The following is a 21,714-nucleotide window of genomic DNA, read 5'->3' on the forward strand; positions in this document are numbered from 1 at the left end:
ATTCAAGTCAAATAACCTTGGTTGACATTAAACCAGGGTTATAATGGAGTATCTTATACCATTATTCGGTACTTTTTATTTACTAAAATATATGGCCTCACCTGTTTGAGCAGATTTATAGATGGCTTCTAAAATTTCAGTAACTACAAGTGCCTCCTCGGGTTTAACGACCGGTTCCGTATCATTTAAGATACTTTCAATCCACATTCTTGCCTCAAGTTCAGCAGCACTTTCCGTTTCACCATCATAAAAATCAACACCTTTGGCATCCAAATTGATGTGATTTGTATATAACTTGCTGAAATCCTCTCCATTGATGCGAAGACCATCCCACATATCTGCACCGCCTTCTGTCCCGCACAGTGTACATTTGGCTTCTCCTGTCTGCAGCATATTAATGGCCCAGCTGGATTCAAGCATGATGGTGGCACCATTTTCCATCGTAATATATCCGAAGGCCGAATCTTCGACCTTAAATTTCTCTGGATCCCACGGTCCCCAAGCATTTGCGGCATTCTTCTTTTGTCCAAGCTTATGAAAGATACTACCTAATACCGCTTTAGGTTTATAATTATTCATCATCCATAGGGTTAAATCCAGTGCGTGTGTGCCAATATCAATTAACGGACCACCGCCTTGCTTCTCTTCATCAAGGAATACACCCCAAGTTGGAACGGCACGGCGGCGAATCGCATGGGCTTTCGCATAATAAATCTCGCCTAAATCACCACGTTCACATACCTTTTGCAAGTACTGACTATCCGTACGAAAACGGTTTTGGTACCCGATTGTTAATTTCTTTCCTGCCCTTTTTGCAGCTTCAACCATTCTTCTAGCATCGGCAGCTGTTTTGGCCATTGGTTTTTCGCACATGACATGTTTGTTCGCTTCCAATGCCGCAACGGTGATATCTGCGTGCGAATCATTAGGTGTACAAACATGAACCACATCAATCGTCTCATCCTTTAATAGTTCTCTATAATCCATATAAACAGCAGCACCCTCAGCACCATATTTAGTAGCTGCTTCATCGGCACGCTCTTCTTCAATATCACAGAAAGCTACCATTTCTACCTGTGATAGTTTTGCCAAACTAGGCATATGTTTCCCCTTCGCAATACCACCGCATCCAATGATACCTACCCTTAATTTTTTAGTCATGTTCGTTTCCTCCATCCATTCCTTTGTCTTGTTTTATCCCCCAGAAAGAAAGCGCTCAAAAAATATAAACTTATCATACATGGTACAGAATAGATAAAACATAGACCATTTAATGGAAACATATACTATTTTGCTATTTTTGCAATCGGGCTTCCTACGAACACAAAAGAAAAAGCATTTCGTGCGGTACGCGCTTCGAATGCTTTTCTTTTGGAACTTTATCTAATTGCAGTTGAAAGGGTCCACTGCTGGCGCTCTAAATCTGGATTCCAATCGTTTAGTGTCAAGAAACCCTCTTCGGATATTTCAAGTGCCCTCCCGTTATGAACAGATGTAATTGTTACAGTTCCATTCTCATTTTTTGTAAGAATCCAGCGCTGATTGTTATAGCCTAGATAATTATAGAGCTGAATTTTATATTGCCCCGTATCCAGGTCAAGCGCCCTGCCGCCCTCAGTACGTATCGAATAAGAACCGTATTCGTCACCAGTTGGAATTAAAGTCCAATCTGTAGCTTTGTCAGCATCAGTTATTGTCACAGGCTCACCGTTCTCTGACTTAGCTGTATAAAGTGCTTTGCCCAGTACTTTATTTGTAAAGCTCGTAACAGTTAAATCAGCTGAGGAAGGATTGCTGACATTCACATTCTGATAGGAAACTTGCCCTCCAAATACATTTAACCCAAAATGTCCTTCTGCAAAGGTCCCATTTTGTAAATCGATAATTTTTTGTCCATCTACATGAATCTGGATGTGAGGACCTTTCGCTTCTATTTTTACTTTATATGTCTTACCTGGTTGAATAAAGGATGGCACTTTTGCAATAACCATACGGTCCTCAAAGCGGCCGTCAATTTTGTAAAAAAGACGGAACGATTTCATATTTGGATCAAGATTGAAGTAATAACCGCTTCTGCCATCTTCACTTGCCCGGAATAGAATAGAACCTGCTCCTCCTGATTGTCCCAGCATCATATCTGTTTCATACGTAAAGTCTCCCGCTGTTTCCTTTGCCACATAGTTTGCATCACTTGTATACGTACCACGAATTCCATTTTCGGTTATGGTCCAGTGGGAGGAAGATAGATCTGATTTCCATCCTGTTAGATTGGTATAGAATTCACCATCATACACTTTTATAACAACACTTGAAGAAGCCTTTCCATTTGGTAAAGTGGCAGTAATAGTCGCTTCTCCTTTGCTTCCTGCTTTAAGCACGGCTTTGGAGTCAGCTGCGGAGGCAACCTTCACTACATTCGGATTACTCGATTTCCACTCAATTGGCTGAGCTCCCCTTCCTTTTCCATTTTTCACGGAAGCAAATAAAGTAAGCGAATCACCAATATTCATCTCTCTTTGATTTGAATCCATAACAATACTGGTGGCCTCATCTCCGTATGGGTTCCAAGTATTGGAGAGCGAATGGACTTTTAAGGATACAACCTTCACCTCGCCGCCCTTTGTGTAGAAGTTGATGCCTCGACTTGATGGATCGGGAAAAATCACATCAGAAAAAACTACTTTCCCATCATTAGCAAATACCTCAATCGAAGAATCATCTACAAATAGATTCAGTTTGATATGTTTATTATCTGGTTTTAAAGGTGCTTCATGTAAAGTGGAAAAAAGGCTGGAGAAATCAGTCTCTCCTGATTTTGCACGATCGACAAATAATTGATTGTCCTCTGTTTTGTACCCAACAACTGTTTTTTGGTCAGCCCCCTCACGAACATGAAAACCAAATTCAGTTGTTTTACTGTCTGCAGGGATTTCGACCTCCGCTTCTATTTCAAAAGCGCCTGAATAGATTCCCTTCATCAAGCTGGAAGCATTGGTCGAATTGACTACTTTATTTTGCGCCTGAAATAGGGTACTGCGAATAGACTGCAGTTCTTTAATCGGTGCTTGTGCAAGTCTGACTCCATCATCAGTTTTCACCAATTTTACCTCTCTTGGAATGGTCAGTTCTCCCTTCCATCCTGTCGTTGGAAAGGCGAATGGGTAATCCCAGTTGGTCATCCACGCCAACATTACACGGCGGTTATCAGGCATATTGGCAAAGGACGTCGACGCATAGAACTCCTTCCCGTAATCCGTTTTCAGTACCGCACCCGCTGGATTATCATTAATAAATTTCCCCTCAGCTGTTAGATTACCAATAAAATACTCCGCATCGGATCCTTGTGTCTTCGGATTGGCTCCTGTACTGATCATCAGAACCCATTTCTTCTCCCCTGTGCCGTCTACCGGAAGTTCGAAAAGATCAGGGCATTCCCAAACACCGCCGCGAACATAATCTCCATAACCAAAATTATCGGTAAGCTTCCACTCTATTAAATTAGTTGAAGTAAAGAAGCGAATGTGGTCTCCTCCGGATACAACCATGACCCACCGATTGTTTGCATCGTCTCGAACCACTTTCGGGTCACGGAAATCCCATCCGCCTGGATCGTCGCCATTCTTGCCAGGATTCTCAATGACAATGGAGTGTTCCGTTGAGTACTCCCATGTACGTCCATCATCTGTACTGTAGGCAAGACCAATCCGTTGATTACCGTTTGGTCCATCTGGATTAAATGAAGTGTAATACGCAATAAGCCCCTTACCACCCGTATTGGTGAATAAACCGGAAGCATTCGTTTCATCTGCTATTGCAGACCCTGACCAAACATGCCCAAGGTCATTCCATGGTAAAGCAATCGGGAGACGCTTCCAAGTCACCAAATCCTTGCTTACCGCATGTGACCAGGTTCCCCCATCCTGATGAAATAAGTGATACTCGCCTTCAAAATATACAAGCCCATTCGGATCACTTACAGATCCTCGAGCCGGTGTATAATGATAATCTGGTCGATATTTTTCCGTATAGTAGCTGGATGCTGGAACAAGATAAGCATCTTGGAAGTATGCAGTACCTGCTTTAACGGTAAAACCGGCAAAGCCAGTGCTGAAGGTCGTATCCGTCACCTTTACAGCTGCATCGGTATATCCGTCAATATACAGCTCAATTTGACTGCCATTTGTGATAATTTCAAGATGGTGTTTGGTACCATTCTGAGTCGTATAGGTACGGTCAGATGTCTGAAGTACAGTACCGTCCGCTTTCTCCAATTGTGCTTGGACAGTGCTTCCTTCTTTTCTTAGCACCGCCTGGTATCCAGTTGTTCCTTGCTCATTTGAACGAAACAAAAGAGCTGCTTCCGATTGATCTTCATCAAAGGATATATTTCCTTCAAGAACAAAGTCGCTTTCACTCTTATTATAGATTTTCTTTGCTTTCACACCATCAACCGCCATTCCCTTCAGACCTTTGATGGCGGGTTCCCAGCTTCCTTCCTCATATTGAGGAGAACCTAGATTAGCAGAAAGTTTGCTAACGCTTACATTTTGAAATAAGGCTGATCCATCCCATACGTTGAGTCCAAGTAATCCCTTCTTATATAGATTGTTATGAATATCAATGACAGGAGCATAATGATCCCCCCAATAAACTTGGAGATGATCACCAACCGCCTTTACCTTCAGATGATAGATCCCTTCTTCTTGCAAATTCACTTGGTGTTCGACTTTTAATCTCGACTCATCACGAGCATCACGAAGACGAATAATTCCAGCATTTGGCACGATTTGCAGCATGTACGAGTCCCAGCCATCTTCATTTGATCGGAACACTAATGTGGCATCTGCGTTCTTGTCGATGAGTTTTACATCGGCTTCATAAATAAAATCTTCCGAAGTAACACCCGATATCGCCATGACATTTTCTTTAGGTTCTGAAGTGAGCAAAAGTCCCTGTTCAGTGTCTTCTAATATGCCTTTCCCTTTCACTTGCCAGTCTGTTAGATTTGTATTTGCTTTGGTTGTGCTTTCATTAATAGTTGACCCCTCCCCACTTTCAGTCGATACAGTTGCCCTGCCTGTCGTAGGATGAGTAAAAATCGTTCCCATTGCAGCCGTGATTAGCACGATTGACAAAAATACAAAAGTCCATTTTTTCAAAGTCGATTGCATCCTTTTTCCTCTCTTCCAATTACATTAATTACTAGATTCATATCTTTATTAGGGCCGATTATAAATTCACTTTTTTAGATTCCATCTCATCAAAAACTGTATCTTCATATTTGTGCTTTTTACCATTTAGGATGTCTTTAACTTTGACAGGCAGGCCAATAGTTGCGGATTCTAGTGCAGCAAATACAACGCCTAATGCTTCTAGACCTCTCTGAGCACTAGAAATAGGGGTCTTATTTTTAACTATTGCATCCCATAATTCCACATAGGAATGGGCAAATGGATGTTTAACAATATCCGATGCATATCTTTCAATTAGCTCTGGTATTAAAATTCTTTTTCCATCTTCAAGTGCTACATGCTGTCCCGGACGAAGACATCCTTTATTTCCATAAATCCATACACCTCCAGTTCTTTCACCATGAGCCGATGTGGCACACATCCAATGTCCCAGTCCCCCATTATTAAATTTAAATACAGTGACCGCAGTATCTTCTCCAGTAGGTTTAATTGTCACTTCACCATTACTTAATTCTTTTTCAAAAATTTCTGTATAGGCAAAAACCTCATCAATCGCACCATTAATTTCAGTAAAGAAGTGTGCTCGATGTACACCGTGATCATTAATCCAGCCAGCCCCAGCCTTACCCTTCATATGCCTCCACGGAGTACCAGCGAAAAATCCTCGATTTAAAGAAACTGTCGCATAATCCATAATGAAAGAAACAGAACCAATTATTCCATCTTTTACGGCATTTACCATCGCGACATTTGCTGCACCTAATAAGCTTGGTTCTGAAACCGTTAGAACACGATTATACTTTTGGGCATCAGAAATCATTTTGTGACCAAAAGACGGGGAAATGGCTAACGGCTTTTGTATCTGCACATTTACCCCCGCATCAAAACAATCTTCAGCTACTGTATGATGCAAATCATGATTAACCAAAATAGAAACCGCATCTAATTGTTCTTTTTCTAACATTACACGATAATCAGAATATACAGCAGGCCGTTTTCCTAACCGTTTTTCCACCTCTAAGGCAAAATATTCAGCTCGTTCAACCTGAATGTCACATACTGCTGACAATTCAAATGTTTCAAGTCCTTTTTTCTTTAACTCCACTAATCCTTCAACATGCTCAATTGAAATAACTCCACATCCAATGAAGCCTAATTGCATGAAATGCCCTCCTATTATGTGTTTTATGCTCAATTAATGACTGAAAAAGGGCAAATCTGCCCTTACTCAAATAATTCATTTAATTTGAAATAACAATTAACTTCAGCAGTTCAGAAAAAGCTAGTCATTAAAAAATCGAAGCCAATTGAACGATCGCTAACGAGGCTAATTTAACTTTCTTATCTGTGGTATATAATTCAATCCCTGTACTTTTAGGATCAGGGAAGATTAAATCCGTGATCACCATTTGGCCATTGTTCGCAAAAATTTCGACGGATGAACTATCAACAAAAATTTGCAGTTTAATTCTATTATTTTCCGACTTTAACGAAGCTCCATGCATACAAGGAAAATATTCGTTAAATTCAGTAACCCCCGAGTTAATCCGATTAACAAAAAGGAATTCATTTACAGCGTCATATCCTATTTTGGTCTCGTTTGAATCAGAATTTCGAATTTTGATACCAAATTCTGTTGCCGACTGCAGTTCAAATTCAGCAATAATTTCTAAAAGATTTCCACTAACGTCAACTGAAACATTTTTCTCTGGTTCAAGAATGAACTGATCCCATGACTGTTTTTCCCCTCTGATTTTTTCAAGCTCAGCCACTGGAGCTTGAATAAGTCTAACGCCATCGGAGGTTTCTTTTAATGATAACTCCCTCGGAAGGGTCATGGCACTTCTCCACCCGACGGTTGGGGTTTCATTCGCATATTTCCAATTACTCATCCAGCCAATAAAGAGCCGCCGTCCATCTTCATGTGGAATATCTGACCATGTTACTCCAGCATAATTATCTCTTCCATGGTCAAGCCAAAGAACTGTGTCATCAGGGTTATCATTGGTAAACGAGATACCATCAAATTCACCGATAAAGTACTGTGTTCTTGAACCCTCGGCAAATGCAGTATCATTACCAATACTTACAATCATCACCCATTTGCTCGAATCCTTTTTTCCGTCAACCGGTAACTTAAAGATGTCAGGACACTCCCAGACACCAGCATGGGATCCAGCTTGAGCACCGAATTCACTAGCAAACTCCCAAGATATTAGGTTGTCTGAACTATAAAACCTTACATGGTTCCCCGCAGCCAGAACCATCATCCACTTATTCTTATCCTCATGCCAAAATACTTTCGGATCACGGAAATCAGTGATAGATTCCTCCGTTAATACGGGATTCCCTTCATATTTAGTCCAAGTACGGCCATGATCCTTACTATAGGCAAGACTCTGTCTCTGCCTTGATCGATCTGAATCCGGATATTGGTCAGCATGTGTAAAAATCGCTACTAGACCAGAAGCACCTTGAAAAAATCCTGTTGAATCATTCCAATCAACTACCACACTGCCAGAAAAAATATCACCATGCCCGTCAGGTTCCAATGCGATAGGAAGGTGATCCCATTGGATTAAATCCTTACTTACGGCATGGCCCCAATGCATCGGACCCCATGTTGTTCCGTAAGGATGATGCTGATAAAACAAATGGTACTCCCCGGCATAGTAAACCATCCCATTTGGATCATTCATCCAGTTTGATTCCGGTGAGAAATGATACTGCGGACGAAATTTTTCTTTCACATCAATTTTATTCATTATGATTCAATTCTCCTGTTCATATAGAATTTGGTTGTCTCTTAATGCATTAATTTCTTCCACGGATGGCATAGCCGGGATCGCCCCCTTTTTCGTTGTTGCTAATGCTCCTACCGTATTTGCAAATGATACCATTTGCTCTACATCTTCCAAACTCAAATTAGATAGCAAACGATTATTCTCAAGTATTTGATAAAGGATGCCCGCTAAAAAGGCATCGCCTGCACCTGTTGTATCGATTGACTCCACCTTATAACCACCGCATTTTCCTACTTTTTCTCCTAATCGAAAATAGCAACCCTCAGCCCCCATCGTAACAAAGATTAATTCGGTATGGTATTGTTTATAAATATAATCCGTTCCTGTATGAGGGTCTTTCGAGCCGGAGATAAATTCAAGCTCTTCTTCAGATATTTTTAAAACATTGGCATATTGTAAACCTACATTAAACATAGCCTTTGCATGACTTAAACTCTCCCAAAGATTCACTCTTAAATTAGGATCAAAAGAGATGAGATGACCCTTTTCTTTCGCATACTTTATCGCCATTAAAGTGGCAGAAGCAGCAGGTTCGTGTGTCATTGATATCGACCCGAAATGGAAGATACGCGTATGATCTAATAACTCTAGATTGACTTCTTGCTCCTTTAACATCATATCCGCCCCAGGATTACGATAAAAACTGAAAGACCGATCCCCTTGTTCATCTAAATGTACAAAAGCTAGTGTTGTATTTGTCTCATTCGAGAACACAAGACCCTTCATGTTGATGTTATTTCTCCCTAGAACAGAATGTAAATAATGACCAAACTGATCATTACCTACCTTACCAATAAACGCAGTTTTTTTTCCTAACTTAGCTAGTGCTGCAAGAACGTTTGCTGGGGCTCCTCCTGGATTCCTTTCAAACTGAACTTCACCACTTTCTGATTTACCTGCTGGCGTAAAGTCTATCAATAATTCACCCACTGCCGTTACATCGAACATGTCTACTCACCTAACTTTATAAAAACTAAGCCGAACAGAAACGAAATTCTGTTTCGGCTTGGAAGGTCATTCTTTAATTTAATAATTTACTAACTTATTCCCCAGCATTATACTTATCTAGAGCTTTTTGTTTAATGTCTAATAGTTTTGGAAGTCCGTTTTTGTCCAATTGTTTTAAATAGTCGTCCCATTGTTTTTCAATACCGCCTTTTAAAATCCATTCCGCTTTCTTTCTTTCCACATATGGTTTTACCACTGTCTCTAGTTGTGTTAATTGATCTTGATTGTCTTTACTTAAGAAAATTGGTGGATAATTATAGGTTGCTTTCATAAAGGGAACATATATTTTATGCAAGATATCAAGTCTCCAAGCAGCATCATCTGGCATGGTCGTTACCGTTCCATAGTAGTTATTTAAAACGGCCAAAGGTCCATCAACATTTGTTTTTTGTCTTATATCCCAAGGTGAAGCGGAACCAAGCGGTAAATGTTTTAGAGAACCATTGCTGGTAAGTTCAAAGATATTTTGTTGCTTCTTATCTCCATAAGTACCCCAGTTATTTTGTACAGATTGAATTGGTTCATAAGCCTTGTCAATCCATTTTGCTGTTAATTCAAGATTCTTGTTTGCACTTGTAACGACCATTCGGCCCCTATCAAAACCATATCCATTGGTCCTTGCTACATTGATCTGCCCATCTGGTCCTTTTAATGGCGGAAGTGGAACATAATCTTCATTATTACCAGAAATATTGGCTCTGTCCCACGTAAAGTATAAGCCGTAGCGACCGTTTTTCCCTTTGGCCACATACGTATTCCAATCTTGCGTAAAGGCCTCCTTATCGATTAAACCCTTTTGTTGAAGCTGGTGAAGCCATTCAATTCCCTTTTTATATCCCTCTTGGTTTGCTGTATACATGACTTTCTTATCTTCTGATACTACATAATGATCATAGTTATCGCCTGATCCGAAGGCACCTAAGAGCATAGCCGGATCTTCACCGCCATGGTTGATCATGAACGACATCGGAATGATATCATTTTTCCCCTCAGGCTTCTTTTCTTTAAACGCAATTAAGACTTTTTCTAACTCATCAGTAGTTGTCGGCATTTTTAAACCTAACTCATCTAACCATTTCTTATTAATCCAAGGTATGTCATCTAACGCTTGAATCGCTTCTTTCCCACTGCCAAGTTCCTCTATCCATGGGAAGGAATAGATATGTCCATCCGAAGCAGTGATTAATTTTTTATATTCCGGACGAGTATCTAGAACTTTCTTTAAATTTGGCATATATTTATCAATTAGTGTTTCTACAGGGACAATAACTCCTTGTTTGGCGTATCTCAGAATATCATTATCACTTAAGCCAGCATGAAAAACGGCATCCGGTAGATCACCACTAGCAAGCTCCAAGTTTCTTTTATCTCCAAATTGTTCCCAAGGATAATTCGTCCAATCGATATGAACATTTGTATCTTTTTCTACTCTTTTCCAAATTAATTTATCATTTGGATCCTTTGGCGCAATTGGTGAACTTTGTGTTAAAAATTTAAGTGTCACCTTTTTATCTAATGGAAAATTGATATTTTTCAGTTCATACTTTGGTGATGAATTGGCCCCATCTGCCTCTTTTTTCGAACTGGCGGAATTCGAACAACCTGAAGCTAGTAAACTTGTAATGAGCGCTGCTGTTATTAAAAAACTCATCTTTTTCTTTTTCTTCATGATCTTTCACCCCATTTAATAGTTTAAAATTAATTTTTTAACCCTTTATTGAACCCACCATTACTCCTTTTTCAAAGTACTTTTGGAAGAATGGATAGATTATGATTAGCGGCAAACTGGAGATGACAATACTTGAATACTTTACCATCTCCGCAATTTGCTGCAGCTGAGCTGTGTTTTGTGCGTCTTGAATCATGCCAGGTCTAGGCTGCATTTGAACAAGAATTGATCGAAGGACAATTTGTAAAGGCTGTAAATTCTCGCTTTTTAAATAAATCATGGCATCAAAATAAGAATTCCACTGTGCGACAAATTGATATAACACTAATACAGCTATGATTGGTTTACTTAGTGGAAGCAATATTTTAAAGAAAAACTGGATTTCTGATGTACCGTCAACAATAGCGGCTTCTCGTAATTCATCTGGGATGCCTTGAAAGTAGGCTCTTGCTAAAATAATGTTCCATACATTTACAGCTCCTGGTAATAAAATGGCCCAAATCGTATCCAGCATATTTAAATTTTTGACTAGCAGATACGTTGGGATTAATCCCCCGCCAAAAAACATCGTAATAATAAAGAGAGTCATCATCAGTTTTCTGCCGACAAAATCCTTCCTTGATAATGGATAAGCGGCGAATAACGTGATTGTAACTGAAATAATCGAAAAAGCAGTGGAGTAAAAAAGTGAATTCCTAAAACCTATTAATAGTGATCCATCTTTAAATACTCGTAAGTATCCCTGAAGTGTCCATTTGGATGGATTAAGGGTAATCCCACTGTTTAACAAAGTTGCTGGATTTGTAAACGATGCCAAAATGACATAAATTAATGGGATTAAAATAGCAAATACGATTAAGGTCAGGATAATCCCGTTTGTTGTTAAGATGGCTTTATCAGCCCTCGTTTGATGCTTAAACATACCTCTCACCTCCATCTAGTAGATTTATATACCTTCTCCTTCGTTTAACCGTTTTACGATTTGGTTAACGCTGATTAGTAAAATGACATTAATCACAGCGTTGAAAAGCCCAATTGCAGTTGAGTAACCATAGTCCCCCATCTGCAAGCCAATTTTATAAACATAGGTTGGCAATATTTCAGATGTAGGAAGGTTCATTGATGTTTGCAATAAATAAGCTTTTTCAAACCCAAGGCTCATGATGTTTCCGGCAGCTAAAATAAATTGAATCACCATAATCGGTTTAATCGTTGGCAAATCGATATGACGTATTTGCTTCAATATATTAGCTCCATCTATTTTTGCAGCATCAATTAAGTCTTGGCTTACATTGGAAAGCGCTGCTAAATAAACAATCGAGGCCCAACCTGCAAATTGCCAAATATCACTTATAATATAGATCGACCTAAAATAACTAGGTTCTGTCATGAAAGAGATACTGTCTCCACCCAAAAAAGTGATGAATCGATTAACAGGTCCAACCGGTGATAGGAAAATAAAAACGATCCCGACTACCACAACGACTGAAATAAAATTTGGAGCATATAAGACTAATTGAATATTTTTCTTAATGGACACTCTTTTAATTCGATGAATCATAAGTGCTAGAATAATAGGTACAGGAAAGCCAAATATTAATCCAAAGGCACTTAATTTTAGGGTGTTCTTTAAGAGATCCATAAAATCTGGGGTGCTCATAAATTTCTCGAAATTCTTCCATCCAATCCACGGACTCCCCATAATTCCTTGTAGTGGATTAAAATCTTTGAAGGCAATTATGGCTCCGTACATGGGTACGTATTTAAAAACAATAAGCAGGATTAAGGCTGGAAGAACAAGGAGATATAATTGATAATTGGTCTTCATATACTTTAAATTCCTCGACATTTTGGTGCCCACTTCTGCTTTCCTTATTTCGTTTGAACCATTCTCTACCTTTTGGTATATCTGTTCCACAATTGCTTCCTCCTCTCAGGGGTATTTTCTTCTTCTGACTTTACTTTAACAAAATGACTCCTATGAATATTTCAATATTTTCGGATTAAGGTATTTAATATCTTCGGCACTTTGAAATCGGTTACACTTGAACAAATAATAAAAAAACCTCTAGTTTTGAACTAGAGGATACTTTTTATGGATTCTGTATTTGTTTTAAACTAGTGTTAATTTTCTCCACCGCTTCCTTTGCAGAAGCCCCTACATCATTTCCGCCAAGTCCAACTTCTTCAAATAAGGTCTTTAGGGCGTCGCTGATCACAGGATAAGCCGGGGTAACCGGGCGGTTTTTAGAAAATTTTTGCGTTTGTTGCAAAAAGATATTTTTAGGATATTGATTAAATTCAGGAAAGTCTTTAGCAACAGAGTACCTAGCAGGTATATCACCCGTTTCCTTCACATACATTTTTATCCCTTCATAACTTGTAACATACTTGATAAACTCCCAAGCTTCGGTTGAATTTTTAGTTTTGGAGGAGATACCGAGGGCCCAGCCTCCATTTGGAACAACCTGGTACTTCTCTTTTGGCAAAGGGGCAACCCCAAAATCTTCGCCTAATTTAAATTTGGAATTATTCTCCAGATCCTTCAATGTCCAAGATCCAAGAACAGTCATCGCGAGCTTCCCTGATATAAATGGGTCTGGCGGTAATTCAAAACCGGCCACTTTATTTTTATAATATAAATCTTGATAAAATTGCAGGGCTTTTAAAGCCTCTTTTGAATCCAAATACCCGCTTGCAGTTGTTCCATCTGGACTTAGCACGTCCGCTCCAAACTGCCAAAGGAGAGGCATTTTAAAATAAGCAGGAGACTCGCCATCATTAAAGCCCTGTGCTGGATCAATCCCATAAACTCCCTTTTCAGGATGGGTTAGTTTTTTGGCAATCTGCAGCACTTCCTCCCATGTCATTGGCTTATTGGGATCGCCTGAAGGAAGAGGTATGCCTGCATTTTTAAAAAGCCGCTTATTATAAAATAATGCAATACTAGATTCAACGAGAGGAGCCAAGTAAATGGCACCCTGAAAACTCATTCCTTTTAATGTCGATTCAGGGATATCCTCAATATGTCCCTCTTTTCTCATATATGAATCTAGTGATAATAAGGAACCTGTATTGGCATAAAGGGCCAAGGTCGGGCTGTCAATTGTCAGCACATCCGGAGGGTTTCCAGTGGCCAGCTCGGTTCGCAGTCTTATCTCATAATCACTATAAGGAAATGATTTCATATGGACTTTAATACCAGGATGAGCCGCTTCAAAAGAAGAAACTAATTTTTCATATGCTTTATTTTCTGCTGCGTTTCCATTATTGCGCCAGAAGGTTAGCACGATTGGGTTTGTTTTATTTCGTTTTTCAACATTTTCTGATTTACTGCTAGAGAATGTATCAAAAAAAGATAGCACATACAAGGAACTACTTATAAATAAAATGGCAAAAATAATCAAAGATAACCATTTTTTCATCTACATTTCCTCACCTTCCTGCTTAAAAAAATCAAACTTATGAATCTAGTGAGTTTCGGAACTCAACAGGGGTTTGTCCAAAATACTTTTTAAAAACGGTACTAAAATACCCTGAGTTAGAAAAGCCAGTCAAGTTTGCCACATCAATGATTTTAAGCTCTTTATCTTTAAGGAACTGCCGAGCCTTCTGTAGTCTTAATTGAACAAGATAATCGCTGAAATTCTGTCCAACAGTATGTTTAAACGTTTCAGATAAATGTGCACTATTGATATGAAAGAGTTCCGATAGCATGGAAAGGGAAATTTCATTTGCGTAATGCTGTTCCAAATATTGCTGAACACTTGCTACGATAACTTTTCCGTTTGAAAAACGCGCTACATGGACCTTCTCGATAATTAGCTTCGCTAATTGAAGAAGATGCTCGATTACTTTAGTTTGCGAATTGAGTTCCCAAATGCTTTGCTGACAATTCCACATTCCCCTTTGAAAATCATTTGTTTCGATATTATATTTCCTTGCGAGTGAGCCTAACAAAAATAACACTCGATTAGCCGCAAAGGTAAAGGACATAATTGAGTGGTTTCGGTTCCCTTCCAATAAAATGTATATATTTTCTTTAAATACCTCGTAATTGACACTTTCAATTCCATTAGTTAACTTTCTTTCAATCTCGGGTGAAAACTCAAATACTTCTTCTTTTACATTCGACCCATCCAATACCTGTGATTGTGAGCCGAGTTGGCTTTGGCTCCATGCAAGTAAACTCGAAATATAACCAGTCTTAAAATTTGTAATTCCACAAGTCACATTTCCAATTCCTACAACCGTTTCTAATTTCAAGAGTCTCTTAACCGTCTGTTGTATTTCCTTTACTAGTCTTGAAGGACTGTCTCTATTGTCGGAATCGAGAACCTGTAAAAATTGAATCATATTTGCATAACTAGGGTCATAAAACGAATACGTTTTGGGATGATCTTTTGCAATTTCTTTACATAACATCTGAAAGGGAAGCCATAGTTCCTTTAATCGATTCGGATTGTATTCTTTTTCTCTTATTTCTACCGTAACAAATTGTACTTCTCCTTCTTCATTTACAAGATCTTCTAACTGCAATTGGCGCAATCTCTCTGTTACCATGTTTAGCTCTAGCCATTCCTCTTTTACAAGGTAGAGTAAATATTGCTCCTGAACTTCTTGAAGCTGAGAATGAACAAGCCTGCGCAATCGAGCCGATTCTGCTTGGATCCGCTTCTCTTCTTCCACTTCCTTACGAATCTTACTCAATACCTCTATTAATTCATCAGGGGCAACGGGTTTCAACAAGTAGTCTTTTACCCCTTCTTTCAATGAACCTCTTACATATTCAAAATCAGAATAACCCGATAAAACAACTACCCTTACGTTCGGAAATTCTTGTTGACAACGTTTCGCTAATTCAATTCCATCCATAATCGGCATCCTCATATCCGTAATAACCAAATCGATATTCAAATACCGAAGCAATTCAAGCGCTTCTACTCCATTGTAGGCCTCTCCAACTATTTGGAATCCTTCTTCTTCCCAGTTCACTTTCATTCGTAAGCCTTTACGAATCTGAATCTCATCATCTGTGATGATTACCTTCAACATGTCTATCACCCCGATCTGTATTGATACATAACGTAATCCTTGTACCTGCATTCCTTTCAGATTCAATCATATACGAGAAATTTGGACCATAGTAAAGTTTCAAACGACTTAGTACATTTCTTAGTCCAATACTGCTCCCTTTACTCTTAAGGATACTATTTATATCATTCTTCGTTACGACACTCATTAGATCAGAGATCACTTCTTCAGACATTCCAATCCCCTTATCTTCAATTACAATAAACACCAAATGATTACTTTGCTTGGTTTTAATAAAAATTTCTGCGGATGTCTTTTCAATAAAACTATATTTCACAGCATTCTCGACGAGCGGCTGCAAAATAAATTTAATAATAGGAAGACTTCTTATCTCTAAATCTTCTTCAATCCCAATTGATATAACATCTTCATATCTTAGCTTCAATATTTCAGTGTAACTGCGGATATACTTTAACTCTTCTCCCAAATTTACTACATCACTATGAGTATTCAAGGAATATCTCATCATTCGGCCTAAGTGAACACTTACATCCATAACCTGTTTATTTTTCCCTTGCATAGCTAATCCACCAATAATTTCAAGCGTATTATTTAAAAAGTGTGGATTGATTTGTAATAATAAGGCTTTATATTCCGCATCTTTTTGGCGTAAATTTGCCTCATATTCTGTTTCAATTAAATTTTTCAACCGATCAATCGTCTGATTAAAAACTGTTATTAGGTAACCCACTTCGTTATTAGCTGATTTTATGGTCGGCATAAAGCGTTTGGCACCAGAAAAATCACCGTTTTCAATATACCTCATTGCTTTTGCCAATTTACCTAAAGGGCTAACAATATTCGAAGAAATCATATAAGAAGCTACAATCGTAATTAAAAACACGATCGCACTAGTTAACAGCAGGTTCCGTTGTAAACGCATGACCTTAGCGAATAATTCAGACTTGGTTACTTCACTAATTAAAACCCAATCGCCTACCCCTAACTTTTGATAAAAAACTAAATAGGTTTCTCCATGATCATTCGTTTCGATTAATCCCTTTTGATTTTTATCATCGCTTAATTTAATTAAGCTTTGTTTCAAAACCATTTTAGGAGTTCGGATCTTTCCAGGCAGAATATTTTCGCCATTATGATTGATCAAATAAGCATGTCCGTTTGTTCCAATCTTGGTTTTATTCAATGATGTTTCAAGCAATTCTGAAGGAAAATTCACCTTAATCATTCCATATGAAACAAATGTATTCATATCAAAGAGGGGTAAAATATAGCTATTAATGTGACCCTGAGTTGGCTGAAATGGATCAACATGTGACCTAATATATCGCGTTTTATTTTGAGAATAGTCTTTATACCAATCTACTTGATTTAAGTTTGGGATATTTCCCCAGGTCCCTGTACCATCATTCAAAACAACTGAAATCGACATGCCATTTGAATTGTTTACCCTCATTGACGATAACAACATTTTGAGTTGATTCTTCTGTAGCAGCCTCTGTCCATCGGATATATTGGTATTCTTGCTTTCTAGTTTGATCCATTTTTGTGTCGTTTGGTTCACGAGTACCTGATTCCCTAAATCTTTCGCTTGCGTTGTGATGGAATCAATAAAAAGCGAATATTGGTCCATAGCCTCCACTGTCAGTTCCTGAGTCTGTTCCTCAATGATGGATGTAAACCAGCTTGGTATAATAAAAGACAATATAATTAACGGGATTGTTAATAAACAAGTAAATACGATAAATAAACGATTACGTAAGGAAAAAAACATATCAGTCCCCCTGAAGGCTTAAGTAAGCCCTTACAGTATAATACATCTCTACTAATCTAGTTTTAATTTTAATTTAATTTAACATATCCTTTCCTATCATACCATTGTAATTTTATTGGGAAATTAGGTCTTACACAAAAATAAAAGTGACCCAAAATGGAGATGGATCTCCTTCGGGTCACTGCTTTATATTAAAATAAATCACATAAAAACGATGAGCAACATTTCTTCCGTTGTTCATTGTTTTCGATACGACTCTTATTCACTGCACGCTTTTAAATGCCAAACGTAACTTTGGAAATCTCCATGTATATTAGCAGGAATACTTAAACCTACATAGGACAGCTCATCCCCGCCAAATATTTTATCGGTTCCAATCACTTGGTATTGTTTCGTATCATCAATTCCCTTAAGCTTTAATACAGTTGTTGGCGCAGCTGGTTCAGCTAATACCCGGAAATAGTAGACAACGGCTTCAGACTTGTCCTTAGTAGTAAAAAGCCAGGCTGTTTCATTTCCCTCAAATGGGCTCTGCAGCCTGTAAAAATCACCAAACTGGATTAGTTTACGAATCTCTTTATAGTGAGCGACCTGCTGTTTGACGATTTTTTCTTCCTCATCTGATAGTTTTGTTAAATCCAGTTCATATCCCAAGTTTCCGGACATCGCGACATCACCGCGCATCTCCATGGAAGTGGTACGGTGCACCTGATGGTTCGGAACCGCAGATACATGAGAGCCCATGGTAACGATAGGGTAAACCAAACTCGTACCATATTGAATTTTTAAACGTGAGACAGCTTCTGTATTATCCGAAGTCCACACCTGCGGCATGTAGTAGAGCATTCCTGGGTCGAATCTTCCCCCACCACCTGAGCAGCTTTCAAATAAAATATGAGGGAAAGATGTAGTGATTTTTTCCATCACTTTATATAAACCGAGCATGTATCGATGTGCCGTCTCTCTTTGTCTATCTGCAGGAAGAGAGGCCGAACCAATTTCTGTCATATGACGATTCATATCCCATTTCACATAAGTGATCGGCACACTTTCTAAAATATCGCTAACTCGCTTGGTAATTTCATCGCAAACATCTTCCCGTGAAAAATCTAGAATGAGCTGGTTGCGGCTCTCTGAACGAAGTCGTTCTGGTACATGGAGGCACCAATCTGGATGTTCACGGTAAAGATTGCTATCAACAGATATCATTTCCGGCTCAAACCAAATTCCAAACTCCATCCCCATATCCTTGACCTTTGATGCCAAATCATCCAATCCTTCAGGAAGCTTTCGATGGTCGACGAACCAGTCTCCTAGCGAAGACTTATCATTATCTCTTTTCCCAAACCAGCCATCATCTAGGACAAATAATTCTATCCCTAACTTACTTCCAGCCCTGGCAATCTCGAGAATTTTTTCAGCATTGAAATCAAAATAAGTCGCTTCCCAGTTATTCACTAAGATTGGACGTTCTTGATCCCGAAAGTGCCCTCTTACCAAGCACGTTCGGTACAATTCATGGTACGTTCGTGACATATCTCCAAGACCTTCAGCAGAGTACACCATCACTACTTCCGGCGTCTGAAAGCTTTCCCCGGCCTCCAGCTTCCAGTTGAAATCAAATGGATTGATCCCCATCGTGACACGTGTATTACTGAACTGGTCTACTTCCGCATGGGCCAGAAAATTCCCGCTGTACACAAAGTTGAATGCATATACCTCACCAAAATCTTCAGTGGTACCCTTTCTTAACAATGCTATAAATGGATTATGCTGATGGGAACTGGCCCCTCTCGTACTTTCAACCGATTGAATGCCATGGCGAAGAGGCTGTCGCTCGATATGTCTTTCTTTTACATGTGCACCGTGAAGATGTAAAAACTCATATTCCGCATCACGAAAATCAACACACATACTTAATGCACGTAAAAGCTTTAATTCTTCAGATCCTTCATTTAAAAAGCGGACCGAACGGGTAATAACATTTAATCGTTCAAAGACAGTATAACTTAAGATCACTTTTAGACCGATTAGTGAATCTACCATCGTAATTTCAAGTGTTTCTGCCTCATCTTCGCTCTCTACATAAGTTGCTGGTAATCCTTCTAAAGGTTCCTTTCCTTTAAATATGGAATGTGATTGGTATCTCAAGTCTGTAATTGTTGAGCCATTTTCCTGCTGAATTTGATAGGCCGGTTTTCGGAAATCAGTGTTCCCATACTGGGGATACTCTTGCGGAAGAGTATCCAGCGAGAAGGTCCGTTCATCTTTATGCAAATAAGGGTTGCCGGAAAAACCACGGTCTAAAAGCTGTAGAAAATTAGAGTTATGAAAAGTATTTATTTTGCGGCCCCAGTAACGGTGCAATAAATAGCCGTCACGGACAACCTCCATCACATAGCTTGTGTTTTTCGCCTTTAAATGAAATATTTTATTTTTTGAATCAAATTGAATTCCCACGCACAAGTCAACTCCTAATACTATTTAATTGCACCTTTTACAACACCGCCAATAATCCATTTTTGTGCAAAGATATACACGATAACCATTGGGGATAAAGCTAATAAGTAAGACGCAAACGCTAGGTTAAAGTCAGTACCAAATTGAGACTGGAAGATATACTGGGCTAGAGGCAAAGTCGCGTCAGATGGATCATTTAAAATAATTAACGGAAGCATAAAGTCGTTCCAAGCCCATAAGCATGTTAAAATGCCTACTGTCGCATTGATTGGGGTTAACAATGGGAAAATGACCTTCCAAAATACTCCCCACGTACTGCATCCATCCACAATCGCAGCCTCTTCTAATTCTTTTGGAATCGAGCGGATATACCCTGTGTAAATAAAAATATTTAAAGCAGCACCGTACACAATGTATAAAAATATTAATCCACCTTGATTATCCATCCCAAGAGCGGAAGTTTGTTTTACTAGTGGTAACATGATAATGGGAAAAGGAATAAACATAGCACTTACAAAATAGTAGTAGAGTCCTTTAAAGAATTTACGGTGTAAATTTCTTGCTATGGCGTAAGCAACCATTGAATTCGTTAAAATCGTAAAAACAACGGTGACGACCGTAATAATCGCACTGTTTTTAAATGCGGAAAAAAAGTTCGTTGCTTCAATTGCCCTTGTAAAGTTTTCAAAATGCAGCCTAGTCGGTAAAGATAAAACTGAGTCAGCTAATTCAGACGGTGATTTTAAAGCGATGGAAACAGTGATATACAAAGGGAAGAGAATAAATAATGAACCTAGAGCTATTAAAGTGGTAACGGTCCAATTTGTCTTCTGTCTTAACATTACATATCCATCTCCCTTTTTTGTAATACTTTAATTTGGAATACAGAGATTACTACAATGACGATAAAATAAATAACCGAGTTTGCAGATTGATAGGCAAATTCTCCACCAGCGAAACCACTTTTAAAGATTAAGAGTGAAATCGACTCAGTAGCCCGTCCAGGTCCACCATTAGTCAGGGCAACAACTTGGTCAAAGACCATTAAGAAGTTTTTCATCGATAGAACCATATTGATCGTAAAGAATGGAGCAATCATCGGAAAGGTAATCTTCCAAAATTCTTGCCATTTATTCGCTCCATCAAGACTTGATGCCTCATATAATTCACTTGGAACCGTCTGTAAACCTGATAAGTACAAAATGACATTGAAGGCGCATGCTTGCCAAACAGCCACAATGACGATTCCTATCCAGGCGAATTTTTCACTACCTAAAATATTCGCTGTCAGAAATCCAAGATCCAGTTTGGTCCCTAATTGTGGAATAACATTAGAAAAAATAAAATTGAAGATAAATCCAACAATTAATACGCCTAGTACATTAGGCAAGAAATATACAGCACGGAAAAAGTTCTTTCCTTTAATTTTGGCGTTTAATCCCATCGCAATAAGGAGACTCAAAACATTTACGATTATGGTAGAGACAATGGCAAACTTAAAAGTAAAGAGATATGAATTTAATATATTTCCATCTTTAAATAGATTCAGATAATTTTTTAATCCGACAAAGTTGTAATCTAAACTTAATCCATCCCAGTTTGTAAAAGAATAAAAAATGCCTTGTAACGCCGGAAATGTGTGGAAAACAAGAAAAAGAAGAAAAGCAGGCACAGTCATCAAATAGAAAGGAATGTCTTTACTTTTCATTTTTTTCCTCTTTTCACCCGATTCAATAGTGGTAGTCTTATTAAGAT

Annotated in this window: 14 protein-coding genes; all 14 read right to left on the reverse strand. The window is 38.6% G+C overall.

From position 1 onward, the window contains the following. Window positions 1-75: 75 nt before the first annotated feature. Window positions 76-1,161, reverse strand: coding sequence for a Gfo/Idh/MocA family protein (locus JOC76_RS01195; protein WP_205175416.1), 1,086 nt, complete (start codon window positions 1,159-1,161; stop codon window positions 76-78). Between the two features lie 218 nt (window positions 1,162-1,379). After that, the gene (locus JOC76_RS01200) at window positions 1,380-5,108 is read right to left on the reverse strand and encodes a GH32 C-terminal domain-containing protein (protein ID WP_239557491.1); all 3,729 of its coding nucleotides are present in this window, start codon (window positions 5,106-5,108) and stop codon (window positions 1,380-1,382) included. Window positions 5,109-5,229: 121 nt separating this feature from the next. Continuing rightward, window positions 5,230-6,354: a Gfo/Idh/MocA family protein gene (locus JOC76_RS01205; protein ID WP_205175420.1), complete on the reverse strand. Its 1,125-nt coding sequence runs from the start codon at window positions 6,352-6,354 to the stop codon at window positions 5,230-5,232. 127 nt (window positions 6,355-6,481) lie between these two features. After that, window positions 6,482-7,957, reverse strand: coding sequence for a glycoside hydrolase family 32 protein (locus JOC76_RS29740; protein WP_239557466.1), 1,476 nt, complete (start codon window positions 7,955-7,957; stop codon window positions 6,482-6,484). A gap of 6 nt (window positions 7,958-7,963) precedes the next feature. Beyond that, the gene (locus JOC76_RS29745) at window positions 7,964-8,944 is read right to left on the reverse strand and encodes a carbohydrate kinase family protein (protein WP_239557467.1); all 981 of its coding nucleotides are present in this window, start codon (window positions 8,942-8,944) and stop codon (window positions 7,964-7,966) included. Between the two features lie 94 nt (window positions 8,945-9,038). Next, a complete protein-coding gene (locus tag JOC76_RS01215) occupies window positions 9,039-10,673 on the reverse strand; it encodes an ABC transporter substrate-binding protein (RefSeq protein WP_205175422.1) in 1,635 nt (544 codons plus the stop codon). Window positions 10,674-10,710: 37 nt separating this feature from the next. Next, the gene (locus JOC76_RS01220) at window positions 10,711-11,595 is read right to left on the reverse strand and encodes a carbohydrate ABC transporter permease (protein ID WP_205175424.1); all 885 of its coding nucleotides are present in this window, start codon (window positions 11,593-11,595) and stop codon (window positions 10,711-10,713) included. Between the two features lie 24 nt (window positions 11,596-11,619). After that, window positions 11,620-12,522: an ABC transporter permease gene (locus JOC76_RS01225; RefSeq protein ID WP_205175720.1), complete on the reverse strand. Its 903-nt coding sequence runs from the start codon at window positions 12,520-12,522 to the stop codon at window positions 11,620-11,622. Window positions 12,523-12,766: 244 nt separating this feature from the next. Beyond that, the gene (locus JOC76_RS01230) at window positions 12,767-14,098 is read right to left on the reverse strand and encodes an ABC transporter substrate-binding protein (RefSeq protein WP_205175426.1); all 1,332 of its coding nucleotides are present in this window, start codon (window positions 14,096-14,098) and stop codon (window positions 12,767-12,769) included. A 37-nt stretch (window positions 14,099-14,135) separates the two neighbouring features. Then, window positions 14,136-15,728 (reverse strand): response regulator transcription factor, encoded by a 1,593-nt coding sequence (locus JOC76_RS01235; RefSeq protein WP_239557468.1) that lies wholly within the window; start codon window positions 15,726-15,728, stop codon window positions 14,136-14,138. Continuing rightward, a complete protein-coding gene (locus JOC76_RS01240) occupies window positions 15,703-17,499 on the reverse strand; it encodes a sensor histidine kinase (RefSeq protein ID WP_205175427.1) in 1,797 nt (598 codons plus the stop codon). The genes JOC76_RS01235 and JOC76_RS01240 overlap by 26 nt, the downstream gene beginning before the upstream one ends. Window positions 17,500-17,757: 258 nt before the next feature. Beyond that, window positions 17,758-19,959 carry an alpha-galactosidase gene (locus JOC76_RS01245; protein ID WP_205175428.1) on the reverse strand — a complete coding sequence of 734 codons (2,202 nt, stop codon included), beginning with the start codon at window positions 19,957-19,959 and terminating at the stop codon, window positions 17,758-17,760. A gap of 20 nt (window positions 19,960-19,979) precedes the next feature. Beyond that, window positions 19,980-20,801, reverse strand: coding sequence for a carbohydrate ABC transporter permease (locus JOC76_RS01250; RefSeq protein WP_205175429.1), 822 nt, complete (start codon window positions 20,799-20,801; stop codon window positions 19,980-19,982). Next, entirely contained in the window at window positions 20,801-21,667 is an 867-nt protein-coding gene (locus JOC76_RS01255; RefSeq protein WP_205175725.1) for a carbohydrate ABC transporter permease, read from the reverse strand. The genes JOC76_RS01250 and JOC76_RS01255 overlap by 1 nt, the downstream gene beginning before the upstream one ends. Window positions 21,668-21,714: the final 47 nt, after the last annotated feature.

Source organism: Neobacillus cucumis (assembly GCF_016908975.1).
GTDB lineage: Bacteria > Bacillota > Bacilli > Bacillales > Cytobacillaceae > Neobacillus > Neobacillus cucumis.